The sequence below is a fragment of the Streptomyces sp. NPDC021019 genome (assembly GCF_044333295.1).
Lineage (GTDB): Bacteria > Actinomycetota > Actinomycetes > Streptomycetales > Streptomycetaceae > Streptomyces.
Window position 1 is genome coordinate 42,208 of record NZ_JBIRQR010000009.1, and the last position, 20,124, is coordinate 62,331.

22 protein-coding genes are annotated in these 20,124 nt (G+C 70.0%); 11 read left to right on the plus strand and 11 right to left on the minus strand.

The features are described from left to right. Positions 1–12: 12 nt before the first annotated feature. Positions 13–630: a TetR/AcrR family transcriptional regulator gene (locus ACH4RG_RS32850; RefSeq protein WP_397924901.1), complete on the plus strand. Its 618-nt coding sequence runs from the start codon at positions 13–15 to the stop codon at positions 628–630. 41 nt (positions 631–671) lie between these two features. On the opposite strand, the gene ACH4RG_RS32855 is transcribed toward ACH4RG_RS32850, so the two are convergent. Next, positions 672–1,013 carry a hypothetical protein gene (locus ACH4RG_RS32855; protein ID WP_397924903.1) on the minus strand — a complete coding sequence of 114 codons (342 nt, stop codon included), beginning with the start codon at positions 1,011–1,013 and terminating at the stop codon, positions 672–674. 217 nt (positions 1,014–1,230) lie between these two features. On the opposite strand from ACH4RG_RS32855, the gene ACH4RG_RS32860 reads away from it, so the two are divergent. Further along, positions 1,231–1,398: a hypothetical protein gene (locus tag ACH4RG_RS32860; RefSeq protein ID WP_398540659.1), complete on the plus strand. Its 168-nt coding sequence runs from the start codon at positions 1,231–1,233 to the stop codon at positions 1,396–1,398. Between the two features lie 616 nt (positions 1,399–2,014). Here ACH4RG_RS32860 and ACH4RG_RS32865 read toward each other — a convergent pair. The 5 genes from ACH4RG_RS32865 to ACH4RG_RS32885 all read right to left on the minus strand — a co-directional run bounded on the left by ACH4RG_RS32865 (position 2,015) and on the right by ACH4RG_RS32885 (position 5,117). Continuing rightward, positions 2,015–2,566 carry a hypothetical protein gene (locus ACH4RG_RS32865; protein ID WP_397924907.1) on the minus strand — a complete coding sequence of 184 codons (552 nt, stop codon included), beginning with the start codon at positions 2,564–2,566 and terminating at the stop codon, positions 2,015–2,017. 134 nt (positions 2,567–2,700) lie between these two features. Continuing rightward, a complete protein-coding gene (locus tag ACH4RG_RS32870; RefSeq protein WP_398163626.1) occupies positions 2,701–3,297 on the minus strand; it encodes a hypothetical protein in 597 nt (198 codons plus the stop codon). Continuing rightward, entirely contained in the window at positions 3,290–3,808 is a 519-nt protein-coding gene (locus ACH4RG_RS32875; RefSeq protein WP_397924911.1) for a SigE family RNA polymerase sigma factor, read from the minus strand. The genes ACH4RG_RS32870 and ACH4RG_RS32875 overlap by 8 nt, the downstream gene beginning before the upstream one ends. 126 nt (positions 3,809–3,934) lie before the next feature. After that, entirely contained in the window at positions 3,935–4,438 is a 504-nt protein-coding gene (locus ACH4RG_RS32880) for a GNAT family N-acetyltransferase (protein ID WP_398540660.1), read from the minus strand. 94 nt (positions 4,439–4,532) lie between these two features. Beyond that, positions 4,533–5,117 (minus strand): isochorismatase family protein, encoded by a 585-nt coding sequence (locus ACH4RG_RS32885; RefSeq protein WP_397924915.1) that lies wholly within the window; start codon positions 5,115–5,117, stop codon positions 4,533–4,535. A 239-nt stretch (positions 5,118–5,356) separates the two neighbouring features. Here ACH4RG_RS32885 and ACH4RG_RS32890 point away from each other — a divergent pair, with 239 nt between their 5' ends. Then, positions 5,357–6,352 carry a GlxA family transcriptional regulator gene (locus ACH4RG_RS32890; protein WP_397924917.1) on the plus strand — a complete coding sequence of 332 codons (996 nt, stop codon included), beginning with the start codon at positions 5,357–5,359 and terminating at the stop codon, positions 6,350–6,352. A gap of 78 nt (positions 6,353–6,430) precedes the next feature. On the opposite strand, the gene ACH4RG_RS32895 is transcribed toward ACH4RG_RS32890, so the two are convergent. Both ACH4RG_RS32895 and ACH4RG_RS32900 read right to left on the minus strand, forming a co-directional pair. Next, positions 6,431–7,762: a sensor histidine kinase gene (locus ACH4RG_RS32895; RefSeq protein WP_397924919.1), complete on the minus strand. Its 1,332-nt coding sequence runs from the start codon at positions 7,760–7,762 to the stop codon at positions 6,431–6,433. Continuing rightward, positions 7,759–8,424 carry a response regulator transcription factor gene (locus ACH4RG_RS32900; RefSeq protein ID WP_018959884.1) on the minus strand — a complete coding sequence of 222 codons (666 nt, stop codon included), beginning with the start codon at positions 8,422–8,424 and terminating at the stop codon, positions 7,759–7,761. The genes ACH4RG_RS32895 and ACH4RG_RS32900 overlap by 4 nt, the downstream gene beginning before the upstream one ends. Positions 8,425–8,719: 295 nt before the next feature. Between ACH4RG_RS32900 and ACH4RG_RS32905 the strand changes: the two genes are divergently transcribed. Continuing rightward, positions 8,720–10,144, plus strand: coding sequence for an ABC transporter permease (locus ACH4RG_RS32905; RefSeq protein WP_398540661.1), 1,425 nt, complete (start codon positions 8,720–8,722; stop codon positions 10,142–10,144). 2 nt (positions 10,145–10,146) lie between these two features. After that, entirely contained in the window at positions 10,147–10,869 is a 723-nt protein-coding gene (locus ACH4RG_RS32910) for an ABC transporter ATP-binding protein (protein ID WP_397924923.1), read from the plus strand. Between the two features lie 114 nt (positions 10,870–10,983). Here ACH4RG_RS32910 and ACH4RG_RS32915 read toward each other — a convergent pair whose 3' ends face one another. Both ACH4RG_RS32915 and ACH4RG_RS32920 read right to left on the minus strand, forming a co-directional pair. Further along, positions 10,984–12,303: an LPXTG cell wall anchor domain-containing protein gene (locus ACH4RG_RS32915; protein ID WP_397924925.1), complete on the minus strand. Its 1,320-nt coding sequence runs from the start codon at positions 12,301–12,303 to the stop codon at positions 10,984–10,986. Between the two features lie 258 nt (positions 12,304–12,561). Next, on the minus strand, positions 12,562–13,608 hold the full coding sequence (locus ACH4RG_RS32920; protein WP_398540662.1) for a hypothetical protein: 1,047 nt from the start codon (positions 13,606–13,608) through the stop codon (positions 12,562–12,564). Positions 13,609–14,481: 873 nt separating this feature from the next. On the opposite strand from ACH4RG_RS32920, the gene ACH4RG_RS32925 reads away from it, so the two are divergent. The 3 genes from ACH4RG_RS32925 (at position 14,482) to ACH4RG_RS32935 (ending at position 17,038) form a co-directional block, all read left to right on the plus strand. Then, complete coding sequence (locus tag ACH4RG_RS32925) at positions 14,482–15,231, plus strand: ATP-binding cassette domain-containing protein (protein WP_397924929.1); 750 nt, start codon at positions 14,482–14,484, stop codon at positions 15,229–15,231. Between the two features lie 62 nt (positions 15,232–15,293). Next, positions 15,294–16,463: a hypothetical protein gene (locus ACH4RG_RS32930; RefSeq protein WP_398540663.1), complete on the plus strand. Its 1,170-nt coding sequence runs from the start codon at positions 15,294–15,296 to the stop codon at positions 16,461–16,463. Next, positions 16,460–17,038, plus strand: coding sequence for a hypothetical protein (locus ACH4RG_RS32935; RefSeq protein WP_397931160.1), 579 nt, complete (start codon positions 16,460–16,462; stop codon positions 17,036–17,038). The genes ACH4RG_RS32930 and ACH4RG_RS32935 overlap by 4 nt, the downstream gene beginning before the upstream one ends. A 586-nt stretch (positions 17,039–17,624) precedes the next feature. On the opposite strand, the gene ACH4RG_RS32940 is transcribed toward ACH4RG_RS32935, so the two are convergent. Then, positions 17,625–18,077 (minus strand): ATP-binding protein, encoded by a 453-nt coding sequence (locus tag ACH4RG_RS32940; RefSeq protein WP_398540664.1) that lies wholly within the window; start codon positions 18,075–18,077, stop codon positions 17,625–17,627. A gap of 247 nt (positions 18,078–18,324) precedes the next feature. Between ACH4RG_RS32940 and ACH4RG_RS32945 the strand changes: the two genes are divergently transcribed. The 3 genes from ACH4RG_RS32945 (at position 18,325) to ACH4RG_RS32955 (ending at position 20,074) form a co-directional block, all read left to right on the plus strand. Next, on the plus strand, positions 18,325–19,176 hold the full coding sequence (locus tag ACH4RG_RS32945) for a helix-turn-helix domain-containing protein (RefSeq protein WP_397924937.1): 852 nt from the start codon (positions 18,325–18,327) through the stop codon (positions 19,174–19,176). 10 nt (positions 19,177–19,186) lie between these two features. Beyond that, positions 19,187–19,384, plus strand: coding sequence for a DUF397 domain-containing protein (locus ACH4RG_RS32950; RefSeq protein ID WP_397746932.1), 198 nt, complete (start codon positions 19,187–19,189; stop codon positions 19,382–19,384). Between the two features lie 285 nt (positions 19,385–19,669). Then, positions 19,670–20,074 carry a hypothetical protein gene (locus ACH4RG_RS32955; RefSeq protein ID WP_397931162.1) on the plus strand — a complete coding sequence of 135 codons (405 nt, stop codon included), beginning with the start codon at positions 19,670–19,672 and terminating at the stop codon, positions 20,072–20,074. Positions 20,075–20,124 lie beyond the last annotated feature (50 nt).

The window sequence follows — 20,124 nt, forward strand, 5'->3', positions numbered from 1 at the left end:
TATTTTAGGGAAATGCCAGCTCGGATCGATCTCGAACAGCGTCGCAAGGACGTTATCGAGGCGGCTTTCCGCCTCTTGGTCTCTGAAGGCATCACCGGTCTTTCGCTGCGGAAGGTCGCTGCCGAGTCGAGGTTGAACATCGGGTCGGTGCGGCATTACTTCGACGATCATCGCAATCTCCTCGTCGCGGCCGTGACCGAAGTCGGCGACCGTATGGGGAAGAGGCTCACCCGCTGTTCGACCGACACCCTGGCCGGACTCGACGGCGAGCCTGCCGTGGACGCGTTGCAGGCCCTCGTCGAGGAGTTGCTGCCGCTCGACGACGAACGGCGCGTCGAGTCGATCGTGCTGGTGGAGTTCATCGTCGCGGCACGGGTGAATCCGGTCTTCCGCCCCGTGACCGAGCGGATGGCCGCCGACATGCGGCAGGTGATCACGCGGGCCCTGGACGTTCTCGACGTGCCCGAGCCGGCCGAAGAGGCGGAGCGGCTCGTCGCGCTGCTGGGCGGTCTGATCCTCGACGCGGTGACACCGCACGGGTCACTCGGCGCCGAACGTGTGCGCGGGACGCTGCGGGCTCATCTGCGCTCGGTGCTGGTGACCGGACGCGGCGGACGCCCGGTGACCTGACCTCACGCGCTGTCAGGCCTCCGCCTGGTGCGCGAGGTGGTTCAGGGTCGGTACAGCGACGTCAGGCCGGTCACCTGGCCCGTGCCGTCGAAGACCAGGTCGTACCCGATGCCGTCGGAGAGCGCGGGGTCCAGCCGGTTGATCAGGGTGACGAGCTGGGCCGGGGAATGCCCGAGCAGCTCGGCGCGGCTGGTGCCGGGAACCTCGCCGCGCACCGGGACCGCCAGCAGTACCTGGCCGTTCTCGGCCATGGGCACCGTCGTGAAGGAGCCCGTGCCCGGAGTGATCTCCCACGTGTCGAACCGGGTGTTGATCTTCTTCTGGGCGGACCGCACGGACAGGTGGGTGCGGCCGTTGCTGCTCCAGGCCTTGCTGATGGTCACGAACTGCTCGGTGCCGGCGAAGAGGGCGTTGGAGGTCGGTGCCGCAGTGTCCCTGGGGGCGTTGGCGCTTGGCGCCGCAGTGCCCTTGGGGCCTGCCGGGGCGGCCGGCCTGCGGGTCGGCGCGAGAGACGGGGTGGACGACGGGGCGGGGGTGCTGGCGGTCCCGTCGGTGTCCGTCCGGAAGCCGGCCCGGCCATCCCGCGCAGAAGGAGAGACCATGGCCGGCTCGGGGGACGAGGAGGACGAGGAGGACGAGGAGGACGAGGGGGACGAGGAGGACTCGGCGGCCGTGGCGGACCCCCGGTCTTCCGAGGGTTTCTGGCCGCAGCCGGTCAGGACGAGGGTGCTGAGAGCGATAGCGGTGATCCAGCCCTTGGCGGAGTGACGGAGGAAAGCTTTCATGGTCAACTGCTCCTATTTTTCGGTGTGTTTGGGTTACACACTCTCTACGCCTCAGCTCCTCCACCGGGTTGCATCCGGTCCGGATTATTTTTCTTTCGATGCGCACGGCTTCGCTGCCTCGGAAACCAGAGAGATCCCACCGCCGCGAAGGCTGATGGGATCTCGGCGAACAGCGCTGGCCGGCGCGTCGGAACGGTGTCGCCGACGTTCGGTGGGAAGCCCGCCCTGCCAGGTCAGAAGCTCATCTCACGGTCAGCCAGTAGGCTTCCCGAAGCGACTGCACGCGCCCCTCACTGTCATAGTCGAGGGCGAATACCCACTGGGGTCCGGCGCTCAGCCGACCCACCAACGCGTTTATCCGCAAGTCCCCCGCTTCTCCGTCGGTCACATGTTTCACTTCGACCGGAGTTTCCGGACGCAGCGTCATTCTGTGCACCACTCCGGTGCGTGTGACGACGCCCTTTCCGGTGCGAGCCCGCGCCACAGTCACCCGAACCGTATTCCCCTCCCCTGGCACCGCGTCGTAAACAAAAGCGAGTTCACTGGCGTATTCCTCCCGGTGCGGGCGTCGGGGCCACGAACGGAGAGGCGCGCTTGGCTCACGGCTTGTACAGGGACTGGACCTTGGTGGCCCGGCCCTCACCGTCGAAGCTCACGTCGAATCCGGCGCCTTCGCGGATCCGGGGGTCCAACTGCGTCAGCGTGGTGACGAACTCGGCCTGTGAGGCCGGCAGGGGCTCCCCGCCCCCCGACCCAGGGGCGTCATCGCCGCGCACCGGCACGGTCAGCAGCACCCGGGCGTCCTCCGCCAGGGTCACGGTGGTGTACTTCCCCGTGCCGGGGGCGATCTCCCAGGTGTCGAACTGGGTGTTCACCTTCTTCTCGGCGGGCCGCACCGACAGTCTGGTCAGTCCGCCCTCGGCCCAGGCCTTGTCGATCGTCACGAACTGCTTGGTACCGGCGAAGGGGACGCCGGCGGTGGCCTCGGCGGCTGGTGCGGTGGCCCCGGCGGCCGGTGCGGCGGCCGTCGTCCCGGCGGGGGAGGGGGCCGCGGTGTCCTCGGTCGTCCCGCCGCAGCCGGTCAGGACAAGGGCGCCGGAGGCGACGACGGTGAGCAGGCGCGACGTGGCCCGGCGGCGTGCGGCGTGCATGATCAACGTACTCCTGGAAGCCGGGGTGGACGGGTTGCACGGTCTCTACGCCCCACACCGCCCGCCGGGTTGCATCCGGGCCAGCCCATTTTCCGAGCGGGTCCGGACGCCGTACCGGCCGGCCCTCCCGGCCGTCACTCCACGGTCAGCCAGTGGGCTTCCCGCAGCGACTGGACCCGGCCCTCGCCGTCGTAGTCCAGGGCGAACACCCACTGCGGCCCGGACCGCAGCCTGCCCACGACGTCCTCCAGCCGCTGGTCCGCCGGTTCCCCTCCGGCCAGGCGCTCCACCTCGACCGGGGTCACCGCCGGCAGGGTCAGATCGTGCACCACGCCGGTGGGCACGGCCCTTCCCTTCTCGTCACGGAGCTGCTGGACGGTGACCCGGACCCTGCCCCCGCCCAGGTCCACCGCGCCGTACACATAGCCGAGTTCGCTGGCGTACTCCTCGCCCGGCGCGGGCGTCGGGGCCACGAACCGGGGAGCGCTCGCGGACGGGCTCGGATCCGCGGCGGTCGGAGCCGGCTCCGACCCGGGCCGGACCAACGACAGACCCCCCACGATCACCGCGGCGGCCAACAGCACACCGCCCGACGCCCGGGCGGCCCGCTTGCGTCGCCGACGCCGGTCCCCGCGCGCCCGGATCAGCTCGGCGGCCATGGGCACGGCCCCCTGGCGGCCGCCGGTGGCAAGGTCGGCGAGCCGCTCGTCCAGGCTGGTCTCGTCAACCACGTTCCACCTCCGACACCCGGTCCGCCCGCGGATCCAGCTCAGTATCGGCGAGAATCCTCGCCAGCGCAGCCCGCCCCCGGCTCAGCTGCGCCTTGACCGTGCCCACGGGGGAGTCGGTCTCCTCGGCGACCTGCTTCACTTCCAGGTCACACAGGTGGTGGAGCACGATGACCCGCCGCTGCGCCGCGGGGATCTGCTTCAACGCCGCGACGAGCAGCACGTGGTGATCGTCCGGCGGCGGTACGTTCGGAGGCGGACCCTGCCGTTTCGCGAAGGTGAGGGAGGTACGCACCCGCCGCCACCGGCTGACCGCCAGCCGGTAGGCCACGGTGCGCACCCACGCCTCCGGCGCCCCGTCCTTGTCCAGCACGGCCCGGCGCTCCCAGGCCCGCACGAAGGCTTCCTGGACCACGTCCTGCGCCTCGGCGCGGTCACCGATCATGGCGTACAGCTGACCGATGAGTCGGCCCACGCTCCCGGCGTAAAAGGCGTCGAACGCCTGCTCGTCCATCCCCACCTGGTCTTTTGGAAGATCGCCTACCTGTTCGGACGTGCGCACACTGCCACCCGGCCGTCGCGCGGCGCAAGGATCGGCGGAGAAGAATGTGCACCCGCCCGGAGCCCGGGCCGTGGTGGTTCACATCGCGGCGGAGTCCCAGGTGACGGCGAAGTACGCGACGCGTTCGTCCTCCCCGACCGGAAGCATTCCCGCCGTCGTCATCACGCGCTGGGACGCGACGTTGTCGTGGTCGGCGTCCCCCTTCACCGAGACGACGCCGCCGGCCCGGGCGAACGACAGGAGGGCGCGGAGAGCTTCGGAGGCGTAGCCCTTCCCCTGGGCCGACGGTACGACGCCGTAACCGATCGTGACGTGGCCGTGTTCGTCCGGGGGACTGTGGAAGTCCACGCCGCCGATCACCCGGTGGTCCGAGCGGCGACGGATCGCGTACGGGCCGAACGGCCGGGGATCGCCCGTGGCCGAGCAGCGTGCCAGGAAGCGCTTGGCCACGGACACGTCGCCCTCGGTCGGGAATCCGGGTTCCCAGGCCGTGCCGGCGGCCGGCCGGCCCGCCACCATCTGTTCGGCCTCGGCCACGGATATCGGGTACAGGACGAGCCGCTCGGTCACCAGGTCGGTCATGGCGGCGCCATCAGGTCGGTCATGGCAGGGAGGTGTATCACGCGGTACGGAGGGGGCGCGCGGGAATTTCCGGCCCGGGCCACCCCCTCCCGGGCTACCTCAGGGACTCCTGCGTCGGGACGACCACCCCGTACAGGTCGCCGATGGTGGCCAGCGCGGCGTGGTGCACCTGCTGGGCGTCGAGGTCGGTCCCGGCGACCGGCAGGGACCGGGTCGCACAGGCGTCGGCGACGACCGTGGGGCGGTTGCCGCGCAGGAACGCGCCCTGGGCCGTGAACGCCACGCACATATGGGTCATCCAGCCCGCGATGATCACGTCCCCGCCCGCCGGGACGTGCTCGCCCAGGTCGGTGCCGTGGAAGGAGTCCGGGGCCTCCTTGACGACGACGGTCTCGCCGTCGGCCGGGGCGACGGCCGGGCAGATCTGCCCGATCTCGGCCCGGATGTCGTACGGAGTTCCCTCGCCGCCGTCGTTGATGACGTGGACGACCTTGGTCCCCGCCTCGCGGGCCCGGGCCAGCAGGCGAGCGGCGGCGTCCAGCGCGTCCTGCCAGCCGTCGAGTTCCATCACTCCGCGGGTGTAGGTGTTCTGGTAGTCGACCAGGATCAGCGTGGAGTCGGCGAGCGTGGCCGGGGTCGCGTCGAAGCCGTTGAGTTCGCGCAGGGTGGTTCGGGACATGGGTGTACCGCCTCGGGGTGTCGTACGTCGGGGAGAGCCGGGGAGAGCCGGGGAGGGATCGGGGACGGATCGGGGACGGATGGGCTCGGTCGGTGAGCCGCTTCCCACGCTAGGACCCGGGCAGTAATGTCTGCAATGACGTCTAACATGCAGATACCGACATGCACCTTTGGTGGCCGCAGCCACTCAAGGCGGGTGGCCGCCGCCACCGGACGTACGGCTGGACAGGGAGACCGGGCATGGACACCGTCGGACGACTCGTCGTCATCGTTCTCTTCGAGGGCGTCGACCTGCTCGACGTCACCGGTCCGCCGGAGGTGTTCTCGCTCGCCCGGCGCGAAGCCGAGGACGCGGACGGCTACGAGGTCGTCCTGGCCGCCGCGTCCATGGACCCCGTCACCACCGGGGCCGGGGTCCGCGTCCTCCCCGATCTCACCTTCGACGAGGTGGCCGGGCGGAGTATCGACACCCTCATCGTCCCCGGCTCGGTGGAGATCGACGGCGAGCGCCGGGTGCGCGCCCTCGTCGACCCCGCGCTGGTGGAGCGGGTGAAGGAACTCGCCGGGCGGAGCCGGCGGACCGCCTCCGTCTGCGTCGGGGCGCATCTGCTGGCCGCCGCCGGGCTGCTCGACGGCAGGCGCGCCACCACCCACTGGTCGACCGCACCCCAACTCGCCGCGGCGCACCCGGAGATCGAGGTCGACGCCGACCCGATCTTCATCCGCGAGGGCGACGTCTGGACCGGGGCCGGGATCAGCGCCTGCCTCGACCTGTCCCTCGCCCTCGTCGCCGACGATCTCGGCGAGGCCGTCGCCCTGCGGGTCGCCCGCCAGCTCGTGATGTATCTGAAGCGGCCGAGCGGCCAGAGCCAGTTCAGCGTTCCACTGGAGCAGATCTCGCCGACCAGGCGCATCGAGGACCTCCGCCACCACATCCTGCGCAACCTCGGCCGTCGGCTCACCGTCGTGGACCTCGCCGCCCACGCGCACGTCAGCGACCGTCACCTCACCCGGATCTTCAGGACCGAGCTGAACACGACCCCGCACGCGTACATCGAGTCCGTCCGGGTCGAGAAGGCGCGCAACGAACTGGAGTCCTCCGACGCCACCCTCGAACGCATCGCGTCCGTCTGCGGGTTCGGCACGGTGGACACCCTGGTACGCGCCTTCCGGCGGCGGCTGAACGCGACGCCGACGGAGTACCGGCGCAGGTTCCGGACCGCCCGCACCGGCTGATGCCGGGGGCGGGAGCGTCGAGGGCCGGGGCCGGGGCCGGGTAGCGTCGGCGGCCGGGGCCGGTGGGCGACGCCCGGCTCAGGCGGCCCCGGGGAAGTCCGCCCGTACGGTCAGGCCCCCGCCGGGTCCGGCCGTCGCGGTGATCGTGCCGTGGTGGGCGCGGACCACCGCGTCGGCGATGGCGAGACCCAGTCCGTGTCCGGTCCGGTCGCTGCGCACGCGGGGGGCGGCGCGGTGGAACGGCTCGAAGAGACGGTCGGTGTGCTCGGGGTCCAGCACGGGGCCGGAGTTGGAGACCTCCAGGGAGACCGGATGGGCCGGGCCCGGACCGCCGGGGTCGCCGTGGCCTGTGCGGCCGGTGCGGACGGACACGTGCACCCAGCCGTCCGTGCCCGGGACGTTGTGCGTGAGCGCGTTGTCGATCAGGTTGTGCACCAGCCGGCGCAGCAGGGCGGTGTTTCCCGCCAGCGTCCGACCGGCTTCCGCGCCGGCCCCGGTAGTGGTCTGCGTACCGACCCCGGTAGTGGTCCGCGTACGGCCCCCGGCAACGGTCTTCGTGCGGGCCCCGGCAGCGGTCTCCGTACGGCCCCCGGCGACGGTCCTGAGGTCGGTCTCCAGGGTGATCCCGGCGGCCCGGGCGCGGGGGGCCAGCTCCTCGCAGACCTCCGCGGTGATCTCCGCCAGGTCGACCGGTTCCGTGTCGGGCCGGGCGTGCTCGGCGCCGGCGAGTTGCAGCAGGCCGTGCACGATCTCGATGCTGCGCTCGTTGACGGCGGCCAGTTTGGGGGCGAGCCGGCTCAGTTCGCGGCCCGACGCGTCCGTCTGCGCGAGTTGCAGCGCGGTACGAGTGGTGGCCAGCGGGGTGAGGAGCTCGTGGGAGGCGTTGGCGGCGAAGCGCTGATGGGCCTCGAAGGAGCGTTCCAGCCGGTCCAGGGTGTCGTCGAAGGTGTCGGCGAGCTGGCGGAGCTCGTCGTTCGGCCCGTCGGCGTGGATCCGGTACGACAGATCGCCCGTGCCCGCACGGGCCGCCGCCCGGTTGATGGTGTGCAGCGGGGCCAGCAGGCGGCGGGAGAGCAGCCACCCGGCGGCCAGGCCCAGCGCGGCCACCAGCGACGCGCCCGCGACGGACACGGTGAGCACGGTGTCCCACACGTCTTCCTTGGAACGGATCACCTGCGTGTCGGCGTACGAGGGCGGCGGGTCGACGGTGCGGAACGGCGCGGGGAGGCTGTCCGCCGGGCCGCCCGGCACGAAGTCGGTGTGGGCGGGCGTGCTGCCCAGGTCGTAGGAGGGCAGGAACCGCGTACCGAGGTAGACCGCGGCCACCATCAGGGCCCCGGAGACCACCAGGACGGCCGCGAAGCCGAGGAAGAGCCGGGTGTGGATGCTGACCCGGAGCCGTGCGGTCACGGCTGCTCCGCCAGGTAGTAGCCGGCGCCGACCGAGGTGTGCAGCAGCGGCGGCGTGCCCAGCTTGCGCCGCAGGGTGTGGATGACCAGACGCACCGCGTTGGTGAACGGGTCGGCCGCCTCGTCCCACGCCTTCTCCAGCAGGTACTCCGCGCCGAGCACCCCGCCCTCCGCCCGCATCAGGAGCTCCAGGACGGCCAGTTCCTTCGGCGTCAGCCGGATCTCCCGGCCCGCCCGCTCTGCCCGCCGCCGGTGGGTGTCCAGCGTGAGGTCCCCGAGGGACAGCGTCGGGGCGTGCGCGGGGGCGGCCCGGCGGTAGAGGGCGCGGAGGCGAGCGACCAGCTCCGGGAAGTCGAAGGGCTTGGGGAGGTAGTCGTCGGCCCCGAGTCCGAGGCCGGCCACCTTGTCGCCGAGGCGGCCCGCGGCGGTCAGCATCAGGATCCGGCAGCCGGGGTGCTCCGCGACCGTACGGCGGCAGACCTCGTCACCGTGGACGCCCGGCAGATCGCGGTCGAGGACCACGATGTCGTAGTCGTTGACCGACAGCTTCTCCAGCGCCGCCCCGCCGTCGTGGACGGCGTCGGACGAGATGCCCTCGCGGCGCAGGCCGAGCCCGATGACCTCGGCCATGAACTCCTCGTCCTCGACGATCAGCACACGCATCGCCGGTGTCGCCTCTTCTCGCGTGGGGTGGCCGCCCGCCCGTAGGGGCGGACGGCACCACTTCTCTGCGTACGTGCATACGCGTGCATACGTGAATACGTCCCGGGGTGGGCGCGCCCCATGACCAGGGGCGGCCCCATGACTATGGGCGCGCCCCATGACTATCAGAGCCCGCATGTGGACGACGTATGAGAGTCCGCCCGGCCCGGCCCGCCGCCGAACGCCGCCGATAACGCCCGCTTCCTAGCGTGAGCCGTCCGTCCGCCCGTAGTCGACCGCGAAGAGAAAAGATTCCATGAACCTGTTCAAACGGGCCTGGTGGCGGCTGACCGCCACCCCCGGCAAGGCCTTGATGCTGACCGGCCTGTTCTTCGTCATCTGCGCCCTGGTCCTCTCCGGCTTCCTCATCCGGTCGGCGGCCGACCGAGCCGCGACGGAGGCGAAGCGCACGGTGGGCGCCGTGGCCACGCTGTCCCTGGACATCAACGCGCTCATGGCGTCGGGGAAGGCGGAGAACGGCGGCGCGAGCGGCGTCCGGATCGACGATTCCGACCGGCTGCGCAGCGGGCAGGCCGACCGCCTCGGCGCGTCACCGGTCGTCACCGGGTTCAGCTACAAGGTGGAGGCGGCGGGACAGCCCACGGACCGGCTGAAGCTCTACCGCGCCGTACCGCCGCCGCCCGCCACCGACACGGAGTCCGGCGACTTCTTCAAGGTCGAGGGCGTACGGGACCTCCTCGCGACGCCCGCCTTCCGTAACGGCACCTCGAAGGTCCTCGCCGGCAAGGGCATCGGGCCGGAGACCCGGGGAGGCGTCCTCGTCCTGGAGAAACGCCTCGCGGAGGCCAACAAGCTGAAGGTCGGCGACAAGGTCACCGTGCGTCCCTTCCTCGGCGACGGCAGCACGCAGCCGCCGAAGGAGTTCACCGTCGGCGGCGTCTACGCCTCCGCCACCGCCTCCAGCAGCCAGTACGTGCCCGCGCTCGCCGACCCGGCCAACCTGGTCTACGCCTCGCCGGACGCGGCCGGTTCGCTGTCGGCCGTCGCGCCGACCGGCGAGGGCCCGGACATCCAGGAGGCCACCTTCACCCTGCGCGGTCCGGGCGATCTGCCGAAGCTGCGTGCGGAGGCGAAGGCGCTCGGCCTCGATCCGGAGATCTATCCGCTCGCGGTGAACGACAAGCAGTACCAGCAGCTCGTCGGACCCATCGCCAGGACCGCCGGTTTCGCGACGCTCACGGTGTGGCTGGTCTCGCTGGCCGGTCTGGCGGTCGTGTCGCTGGTCGTGGCCGGTTCGCTGCGCGAGCGCCGCCAGGAGCTCGGCATCCTGCTGGCCATGGGTGAGCGCAAGCCGCGGCTGCTCGGCCAGCACCTGGTGGAGATCGCCGCCTGCGCGCTGATCGCGATCGGCCTCGCCGTGCCCGTCAGCCAGGCGCTGGCTGGCACGGCGGGAAGCGTACTGCTGGCCGGTGAGGTGTCCGAGGCGGCGAAGGACGCCGACGCCGGGAAACGGAACGACTACGCCAACTCCATGGGCGCGGCACCCGAGGAGGAACAGCCGGCGGCCGAGCCCCTGGACGAGCTGGACGTCCGCCTCACCGCGGGAGCCATCGGGCAGGTCGGCGCGGCCGGCCTCGGTATCGCCGCCGCGGCCACCCTCGTACCCGGCTACCGCGTCCTGCGCCTGAAGCCCCGCCAGATCCTCACGAAGGGCGACTGACCATGCCGCACCCGACCCTGCCGCACCCCGGACCGACGGACGACGGCCGGAGCCCGGTCCTCCAGCTCGTCGATGTCCGGAAGAGCTATCCCGTCGGCAACCGCGCCCGGGAGCGTACGGTCCTCAAGGGCGTCAGCCAGGACTTCGAGCAGGGCCGCATGTACGCGGTCGTCGGCCCCTCCGGGAGCGGCAAGACCACCCTCCTCTCGCTGGCCAGCGGCCTCGACGCGCCCAGCGGGGGCACGGTGCGCTTCCGGGGCCGGGAGCTGGACCGGCTGGGGCTGGACACCTATCGCCGACGGCACGCGGCCACGGTGTTCCAGTCCTTCAACCTGCTCGGCTACCTGACCGCCGTGCAGAACGTCACCTCGGCCATGGAGATCACCGGCGCGGCCCGGCGTGGCCGCAAGGACCGCGCGAACGAGCTCCTCGGCCTTCTCGGCATCGAGGAGGAGGACCGCCACCGCAGGATCCGGCAGCTCTCCGGCGGGCAGCAGCAGCGGGTGGCGATCGCCCGCGCGCTGGCCTGCGAGGTGGACATCCTCTTCGCCGACGAACCCACCGGGAGCCTCGACCAGGACACCGCGGCCGGCATCGTCGAGGTGCTGCGCAAGCTGGCCCACGACGACGGGAAGTGCGTCGTCGTGGTGACCCACTCCGCGAAGGTGGCGGACGCGGCGGACGAGGTGCTGCAACTCAAGCGGGGGAAGTTGTCACGGAGTTGAGCGTGAGGATGCCCTGAAACGACGGGAGAGGGCGGAGACCCGTACAGGTCTCCGCCCTCTCACCGCTTCACCGCCTCAGCGCTTTGAAGTGCCTCAGCGACTTCCGCCGCGCCGTCAGGCGTCGGAACCGGCCTTCCGACGACGGACGACGAACACCGCCGCCGCGCCGAGCACCACGGCCGCGCCGCCCGCGAGAGCGATCGAGGTGGTGGCGGAGGACGAACCGGTGGCGGCGAGGCTGCCGTCCGTGCCCGTCTTCGCCGGGGTGCCCGACGCCGAGCCCTGCGGCTGGTGGCCGGAGCCCTTGTCGCCGGGCTTCGTGGTGCCGGCGGGCTTGGGCTTGGCGTCCTCGGTCTTGCCGGGCTTGCTGCCCGCGGCCTTGACGTCGAACTCGTACATGTCCGCGCCGGGCGTCCCGCCGCAGGAGCCGTCCTCGTTGTAGAAGTCGGCCGCGATGAAGGCGACACCGTTGCCGGCCGGGGTGGCCTTGTCGAGGGTGAGGCGCATCTTCAGGTCGGTCCGGGCGCCGGGCTTCAGCGCGCCGACGGCGTCGATGTAGTCGTCCTTGACGTTCTTCCACTTCGGGGACGACTCGGAGGACCACTGAAGGCTGAAGAACTTGCCCGTGTCCTTGAGACCGCTCTTGTCGGTCGCGTGGACTCCGACGTACGTGATGATCTCGTCCATGTGCCGGTCGGAGCCGTTGGTCACCCGGAGCGAGAAGGCGGTGGTCGTCCCGGCGACGAGCTTGGTCGGCAGGCCGGTCACCTTGGCGGTGAGGTCGTTCTCGGGCTCGCAGTCCTCGCCCTCCTCCTCAGCCTCCTTCTTGGCCTGGGCCAGCGCCGCGTCGGCGGCGATCTTCGCGGCGAGGGCGTCGTCCTTGGCCTTGTCGGCCACGCCGGCCGTGCGAACAGCCGCGACCCGTGCGTCCTGGACGGCCTTTCCGGCCTCGGCGGCCTTGGTTTCGGCGGCTGTCTTGGCGGTGGCAGCCGTCGTCGCGGTCGCCTCGGCCTCGGCGAGAGCCGTCTCGGCGGCCTTCTTCTGCTCCTCGGTGGACTCCGCAGGCAGGGCGTCGAGGGCGGCCTTCGCGTCGGTCACGGCCTTGTCGGCGGCGTCCTTCGCGGTGCCGGCGTCCTTCGCGGCCTGCTTGGCGGCGTTGGCTGCGGCCACGAGGGGGTGACTGTCCTGGGACAGCTCATCGAGGGCCTGCCGCACCGTGATCTGGGCCTCGTCGCGAGCCTTGACGGCCGCTTCGTACGCCTTCTGCGCCTCGGCGGCGGCCGCCTCCAGTTCCTTGATGGTCGGCTTGTTCTGCTTGTTCTGCGTCTGCGTCACCGGCTTGGTGTCGGCGAACGCGGGGGTGACGGAGAGCAGGACGACGGGGGCGGTCACGGCGGCGGCGACGGCGGTGGCGAGAGCGCGGCGAATCTTCACATGATCCCTTGGTGTCGGGTCCGAACGGCGGAGAACGTTGTGGGCGGCTGCCACGGCGGAAGGATCACGCGGGCGACCTGTGCCGATCGTATGGGGATCCTGTGAGGGGGCCGGGGCATTATTCCGGGCCCGGGGGCGGAACGGCGGCCCCGGGAGCGGACAGACGTCACCAAAGTGCGCAGTTGCTCTCGGATTCCGTCTTTTCGCTGTGACGAAAGCCATGCGTACGTGCCGTCCGTGCCGGTGCGCTCCGCCCGTTCAGGCGGCGGCGGTTCGTGTGTCGTCGCTCCGGTGCGTGGGGTGTTCGCGGCAGTCGCGGCAGTGGCCGGGGGTGGGGGAGCGGAAGGCTCGGTCGCAGTCGTCGCAGGTCTGGAAGGGGGTGATGGTGATGCGGGGGCGGATGGGGGCGGCGAGGTCGCGGACGCCGGGGAGTGGCGGGGGCAGGAGGGCGGTGAGCCGGTGCTTGAGGAGCAGGGCGGGACGCCTGAGGGGGTGGGGCAGGTCGGTGGTGAGGGTGCGGCGGATGGCATCGGGGTGGGCGGCCCGTTCGAGCCAGGCCGCTACGCCGGGGGCCAGCTGACGGACGTCGGCCTCGGAGAGGGTCAACTCCGGTGTGTGACGGCGTAGGTCGCTCAAAAGCGCGGTGGCGGCGCGGTCGAGTTCCGGGGTCGGTTCGTCGGGCTGGGGGAGAGGCGGGGGTGGGGGCTTGGGCGCGGTCGGGTTCGGGACCAGCGGTACGAAGAGTGGGGGCGGCGGGGACGGGGGCGGGGGCGTTGCGAGGGAGGGCGGCGGCGGTACGGGCGGGGGCTCAGGCATGTCCTGCGAGGGCGAGGGCGAGGGCGCCGGTGCCGGTGCCGGTGCCGGTGCCGGTGGCGGTGCCTGGGGTGTGGCTGTTACGGCGGGTCGTAGGGGGCTCGCCGTCGGACGGGGGCGTAACAGCGCTGCGGGCTGGTTGCAGAACACCGTGCGGGTGATGACCCGGCCGCTGGGGAGCCGTTCCCGGACGCGTTGCAGGTAGCCGAGGGCTTCCAGTTCGCGCAGGGCGGTCGCGATGCGCTTCTCGCCTTCTGGGCAGTGGGCGGCGAGCGCTTTGATGCTGACCTCTGCGCCTTGGGGCAGTGACTGGATGCGTACGGCGATGCCGATCGCGGTGCAGCTGAGGTCGGGGTGTTGGGCGAGGTGGTTGCCGACGACGGTGAAGCGGTCGGTGTGCGGGATCGCGATGTGGATCACGCCTCGGGCCGGGAGGGGCCCGGGAATCTCTGCCAGGGCGCGCGTGAGCGCAGTATTCTGCTGGGTATCCATCGGGAAGGTCTCGACTTCCTTGGTGGTCAGGCCCTCGGTTGGGATTGCAGTCCCGGTCGGGGGCCGACGTATGTCCGGTGTGGTCTGGCGTGAGCATATGCCGGACAACGGGTCCGAAAGCGAGCCGAGTTGGCAAACCTCACCCGTGTGGGTGACGAGCCCCTGGGGGCTTCAGGTGGTCGCCGGGGTGGGTGGGGGTGGGGTTCTTTCTCTTGTTTCTTTAAGTAGTTGGCGCCGCGCTTCACCAGGTCGCGGTGGCGAACGATCCGGTCGGGGGTCGACCGGCACGCACCGGGTCGCGGCGGCGCACGACCCGGTCGGAGCAGCCCTTGCTGGCGGCGTTTGAACGCACGGCGATGATGGCGATTCACGTGTACCGGACAGGAGCAAGATCCTCACGTGCTTGATGTTTGGTCACGTGCTGTCCCAACACCCCTGTAAACGGGCTCTGGTGGCATGATTCAAGGTGGGACGAGGCTGGCCGGATTCGAAACGCGATGCGGCGGGTGAAGCCGTGACCCGTCCAACTCACCGCGGGCGCCGCGCTCGCCGAGGTCCAGGCGGTGGAACTTGGCCCACACCCCGGTCTTCGACCACTCCGAGAATGGCCGGTGGGCGGTCGCGCCGGACGGGCCGAACGCCGTCGAAGGCAGCTGCTGCCAGCAGCATTCACGAAGTGCTTCCAGAGCCCCACGTCGACCTCCACGGAAAACCGGAACGACCATGGAGCCGGGGACTACTACTTCGTCGTCAATGACGGCGGCGGTTCATGCGTTCCGGTCAGGTATCTGATCGTTTCCTACTAATCACGCTGTCCCCCGCCCTCGCGTACGCCGCGGGGGCGGGGGCGAGTCCCGTCGGTGAGGTTGACCCATGCCGTTGCACTACCAGTCCTGCACGTTCCGCTACAGCCGCAGGACCAATCCTGTCATCGACAGACTCGACCTGAGTTTCTCGCCGGGCAATACCGTCCTTCTTGGTCCGAACGGAGCGGGTAAGAGCACGCTTCTTGCGCTGGGAGCGAGCGCGCACACCCCAGGGGAAGGAAACATCTGTTTCGGCGAGTTGCGGTCCACCAACAGCAGGACTCTGCAGTCCTACCGGCGCAAGGTCTCCTGGTTGCCCCAGCGTGCTGGCTTCCTTCCGAGAATGACTTGCCAGGAGCACGTTGCCTACGTCGGCTGGCTCAAGGGAATGCGGGAACGAGACGCATGGCGAGCCGCTCCCGCAGCGATCGAGCGTGTCGGGCTGACGGCGAAGATCAAGGACAAGGTTGGGACCCTCTCGGGAGGGCAACAGCAACGGCTGGCCATTGCCCAGGCCTTGGTGCATGACGCGGAACTCTTACTCCTCGATGAACCCACGGCAGGCCTGGACCCTGCCCAGCGACGCCGGTTCCACGATCTGCTTGTCGAACTGCGAGGAAGCGTGCACGTCATCGTTTCCACACATGACATTGCCGACCTGGATCAAGCCTTCGACGAGGTTGTCGTCCTGGAAAACGGGGCCCCGCGATTTCAGGGCGGAGTAGCCGAATTCGCGGACCACGCCGATCCGCAGAGTGTTCCAGGACGACGCCTGGAGAGCGCCTATTCGGCTCTGCTGGGATCGGTGGAACAGTGATCTCTCTCGGAAACCTGCGTGCGTCCTCCGCGCCCTGGATGATCCTCCCGGCGCTTCTCTACTTGAACAGTTTCGTGACGGAGGGAAACTTCTGGGGAGTTCACGGCTACGGCCTGGCATCGGGCGAGTTCGCCTCGTGGGGCATCACAGCGATCGCTCCGGCCCTGGCCGGGGCTGCCGCCTGGGAAGCCGGCCGCCAGCGGCACGTGCAGGACCTGCGGAGCGTCAGCTCCCGAGGTCCTGTGCGCCAGTGGTTGTGGGCGTCGCGACCCGTCTTCGCGCTGCACCTCGGCCTTGTCATCGGCGCCCTGATCATGACCAGGATGGCCGTCGGGGTCTGGCCGAGCGCTTACGGCCTGCTCGCCGTTGGGCACCTGTTGGTACTCCCGTGCGCCTGGATAGTCATCGGCTGGGTGGTGGGGCTGCTGTGTCCACGCGCTGTTGCCGCGTTGATCGCTGCGGTCGGCAGCTGGGTATGCCTGGCCGTACCGCAGTCCATGAGTGCCCCGGCATGGCGGCATCTGAATGGCTTCATCACCGAGCACTCGACCCTCACCGACACTCTGGACCCACTCGTCTATCTTGTTCCCTGGCTGGTCACCGCAGGAGTCACTGCGGCTGTCGTGCTCCTGGTGGGTGTCCGCCGCAGGCCTTGGCTGGCCGTGGTGAGCGTGGCCGTTCTGGCAGCAACGATTCTCACAGGCAGAAGTCTTGTATCGGACTGGGGACACAGCCCGCTCGCGAACGCACGTGTCGGCCACACCGTATGCGTCGGCAAGTCCCCGACGCTCTGCCTGCCCGAAGAGTACGAGGAGAAGGCACCCAGCCTGCGCAACAGCTCCCTTACTGCACTGGAAAAGCTGCGAGCCTCTGGAGTGCCCTCGCCCCGGACGCTGCGACTGGCCTCCGATGAGCTCGACCTCGAACCGGGTACCTGGCCCCTGTACTGGTCTCCGGAGAACAGCACCGAGCAACTCCGCGTCGATCTCGCACGATCGGCCGTCGCCGGCGTCGCCGCACTCCACGGAGTACGTGACTGCCGCCAGCCGTACCTGGCCGACACATGGGCGCTGCTGGTCGTAGGCATAGACGAAGAAGACGTGCGGGCGAGCGTTCCTGAGCAGGACTGGAAGCAGGTTCAGCGCATCCGTCAGCTTCCGGCCGAGCAGCAGACCCAGTGGTTCACCGAGGCCGCCCAAGACCAAACCCACTGTGTAGGGGGGACGACGTGAAGCTCTACTTTTCCGTCGTACGACGCTGGTGGGCCGTGCCGCTGGCCCTCCTGCTGCTGGCAGTGATCTGCTGGATACTCGGCGGGACGGAAATTCCCGTACCGGCATTTCTGGGCGGCATGGTCAGTACCCGTGTCCAGTACTTCACGCCGCTCCTCGTTATCGGGGCTGTCCTCTACTGCCTTGAGCGTCGCCTGGACGCTCCCGAGAGGACAGCAGTCGTGCGCGTGGACCGCTGGGACCTCGTGGCCGTCACGGCTGCCGTGACGTTGTCTCATCTCCTGGGCTTCATCCTGGGCATGGACATCCCACGCAACCTGATGCTGCTCCTCGCTGTGGCTCTGGTCGTACGACGGGTGAGCAACGAGGCAGCAGCCGGCGCGGTCTGCCTGCTGCTCCTGTTGGTCAGCGCCAGTCTCGGCCGCGCGTTCCACGCTTCCGGGAAGCCGGCAGCTGAGTGGTGGGCTCTCACGCTCTATCCATCCGAGAGCCTGCCCGCGTGGACTGCGGCACTCGTCCTGTTCGGTTTGGGGCTGCTGGCATCAAGCCGGCGTCGATCAGCAGCGCATAGCTGACTCGCGGCCAGCATTCGAAACACCAGGTATGGACTGAAGGAAGCTGGGCCGCCGACTCGGACAGATGGACGGCAGCTCGGCCTCCACCCGCTCCGGGCCCAGCTGCAGTTCCTGGCCTGCCGAGCAACAAGCGATGCAGCCGGTCGAAGACACCAGCACGCTGCCACCGCACCAGGCACCGTCATCAGGTCTGACCGGAGCCGAACCCCGGGTCCATCGGGAAGAGTTGCCAAGCGATGCCCTGGTGCGGGACGAACAGGGGGCCCCGCAGGCACCGCCTATCATTCACCGGCTTCGGGCCTGGCGACGGCTCCGGCCAGGGCGGCGGCAGCGGATCGATCAGCGCCCACAAGCCGTCATTCACGATCCACGGCCGAGTCGTCACACGCCAACGGCTTCGCCCATATCCGCGTCGCCATGGGCGTCGAAGGCGGCCGCGCCGTACCGGTCGGGTCGGCATGGCGAAGAAGGTCAAGGAGCCGTCTGCCCCGGGTTTCCCTCGCGGTGGGTCCCGGCGCGAGGGCGATCCCGGCGGCGAGCACGCCGAGAACGACGGCCGCCACCGCGAAGCCCCACGGAGTGACGTTCACCGGGTCGGTTCCGGCCGCCCGAGTGTGAACCAGACGGCCTTGCGCCCGGGGTGTCGGCGATCGCCGCCGCGTGTCCCCCAGGCCAGCGCCAGGCTCTCCACCAGGACGAGCCCCCGCCCGCCCTCCGCCTCCGGGCCTGCGCCCGGTGCGCCGAGCGATTCGGCGAGCGGGCTGCCCTCATCCGTGACGGTGACGGTGACCCGCTTCCGGTTGACGGCCGCGTGGACCCGGATCAGCGGTGTACCGGTGTGGCGGTGGGCGTTGGTGACCAGCTCGGTCACGCAGATCCGGGCGTCGTCGACCAGCCCGAGGTGCCGGCTGACCTCCAGCAGCGAGGTGACGAAGTCCCGCGCGAGGCGCGGTGCGCTCGCGGTGTTCGGGAGGGTGAGGCGGTAGAACTCGCCTTCGATCGGGTTCGGCTGTAGGGGAGTTGGCGTTGCGGCGTTCATGTCGGTCTCCCTATGCGGTCCGGTTCGGTGAACGGGTGCGCTGTGCACGGCCCGTGGCGATGGCCGCATCGCCGCACATGTCAACGCGCGGCGAAGCGGCTGCACTTCGGGGTGCGATGTGAAGCGCGGTGCTGTGACGAACCGTAGCGCATTGTCTAACGCGTTAGACGATGCCTCGTAAAAGATTCGACCGATTGGATACCTGGAGAGCGGGGGTCCACACTGGGACCCGACAAGAGGAGGGCCGATGCCATCGAGGAAGGCGCCCACGGCGCGTCAGCGTCGACTGGGTACCGAGCTGCGTCGGGTTCGTGAGCACACTGGGCTGTCGCTCACCGCAGCGGCGGCGATGCTCGGTACGGACCGCACCACCATCAGCAACATCGAATCCGGAAGGTTCGGTGTGAGCGCCGAACGCGTCCGTGCCTGGGCCGGCCACTACGGATGTCCCGACCACGCCTATATCGAGGCGCTCGCCGAAATGGCCACGGAGCGCATAAACGGCTGGTGGGAGGACTATCGGGGGCACCTCGCCAGCGATGCCCTCGATCTGGCCGAGCTGGAATATCACGCGGTCGGCATCAGGTCAGTGCAGATCATGTATATGCCCGGCCTGCTCCAGACCGAGGATTACGCACGCGCCGTCTTCGCGGAGAGTGTGCCGCCGCCCACCCCGGCCCGCCAGAGGCGCCAGCTGTCGCATCGGCTGAGGCGTCGTGACGTACTCGACCGGGTCGGACTGACCTCTTGTACGTTCCTGATCCACGAGGCGGCGCTGCGGATGACCTACGGCGGTACGTCGGTCGCCCGCAGTCAACTGGACCACCTGCTGCGTCAGTCGGACCGGGAGAACGTCGTCATCCGCGCGATCCCCTTCGCGGCGGGCGGTTTCCCGTACGCCAGCAGTTCGGCACACTACGTCTACGGTGTCGTTCCGCAGCTCGACACCGTCCAGACGGATACCTCGACCGGGTCGGGTTTTCTGGATTCGGAGACGAGTCTGGAGAACTGGCGAGTCGCGCTGGACCGAACTGAGGAGAGATCTCTCGACCCGGAGAGCTCGCGAGACTTCATTCGCGGAATCGCAAAACAAGTATGAAGGCGTGAGAATGGTGGAAATCCAGTGGCGCAAGTCATCGAAGTCCTCGAATGCGGAGGGCTCCGACTGTCTGGAACTCGCTGAGCACGGCGGTGAGATCCTGCTCCGCGAGAGCGACAACCCCGACGTGATCGTCCGTACCACGCGCGCCAAGCTCCGGGCGTTCCTGGGCGGTGCGAAGGAAGGCGAGTTCGACGACTTGGCCTGAGCTTCCGTGCTCCGGCAGCGGGCGGCCTCCACCGGCGCAGGTGGGGGCCGCCCGTGTTTCTGTCGCGCCGCACAGATTTGCACCTCACCCGTTAGACGTCAAACACTTGAAACGGTTCGGCTTCACGCGCTAGCTTCCTGCTGTGCCGCCGTACTTGTCGGCGGCCAACTCCCCTGCCGTCTGCGCCCGTTGGGGGAGCGTCGATCCGGGGCGCCCTCTCGCCGCAGCTCGTCACGCCGGCCGTGGCCTGGGGGCGCTTCCGGTGCTACGTCTGGAGGCTGTGCCATGTGCGACCCCGACCCGACGCGGCCCGAAGGCTCCGCCCTGCACGCCTACTGGTGCGAGCGCTCCACGTACCCCTTGTTACGCGGCAGCGCCCCCGACACCTTCGTCCGGTACTCCGTGCCCACCGCGACCGAGGCGATCCGGCTGTTCCAGGTGGAGGCGCGGGCTCTCGTGGCGAATCTGGCTCCCGACGCGCGTCGCGAGGCCCGGGAGCGGATCGACGAGGGTGGCCGCGTGCGCGCGATCGCCGCCCTGCATCGGGGGCGGACCTGCGGGTTCTCGCTCGGGCATGGCGATCGGTGGACGGAGTGGACCGTACGCCCGTACCTCGCGTTCTCCGTGGCGGCCCGACACCTGCTGCCCGTCCTGCCCCCGGGATGCTGCCTGTGCGGGGCGTCACGCTAGGGCCGACCGGATGCCGAACGGATTCGGCCCGGGGGTGGTGTGCGCACACC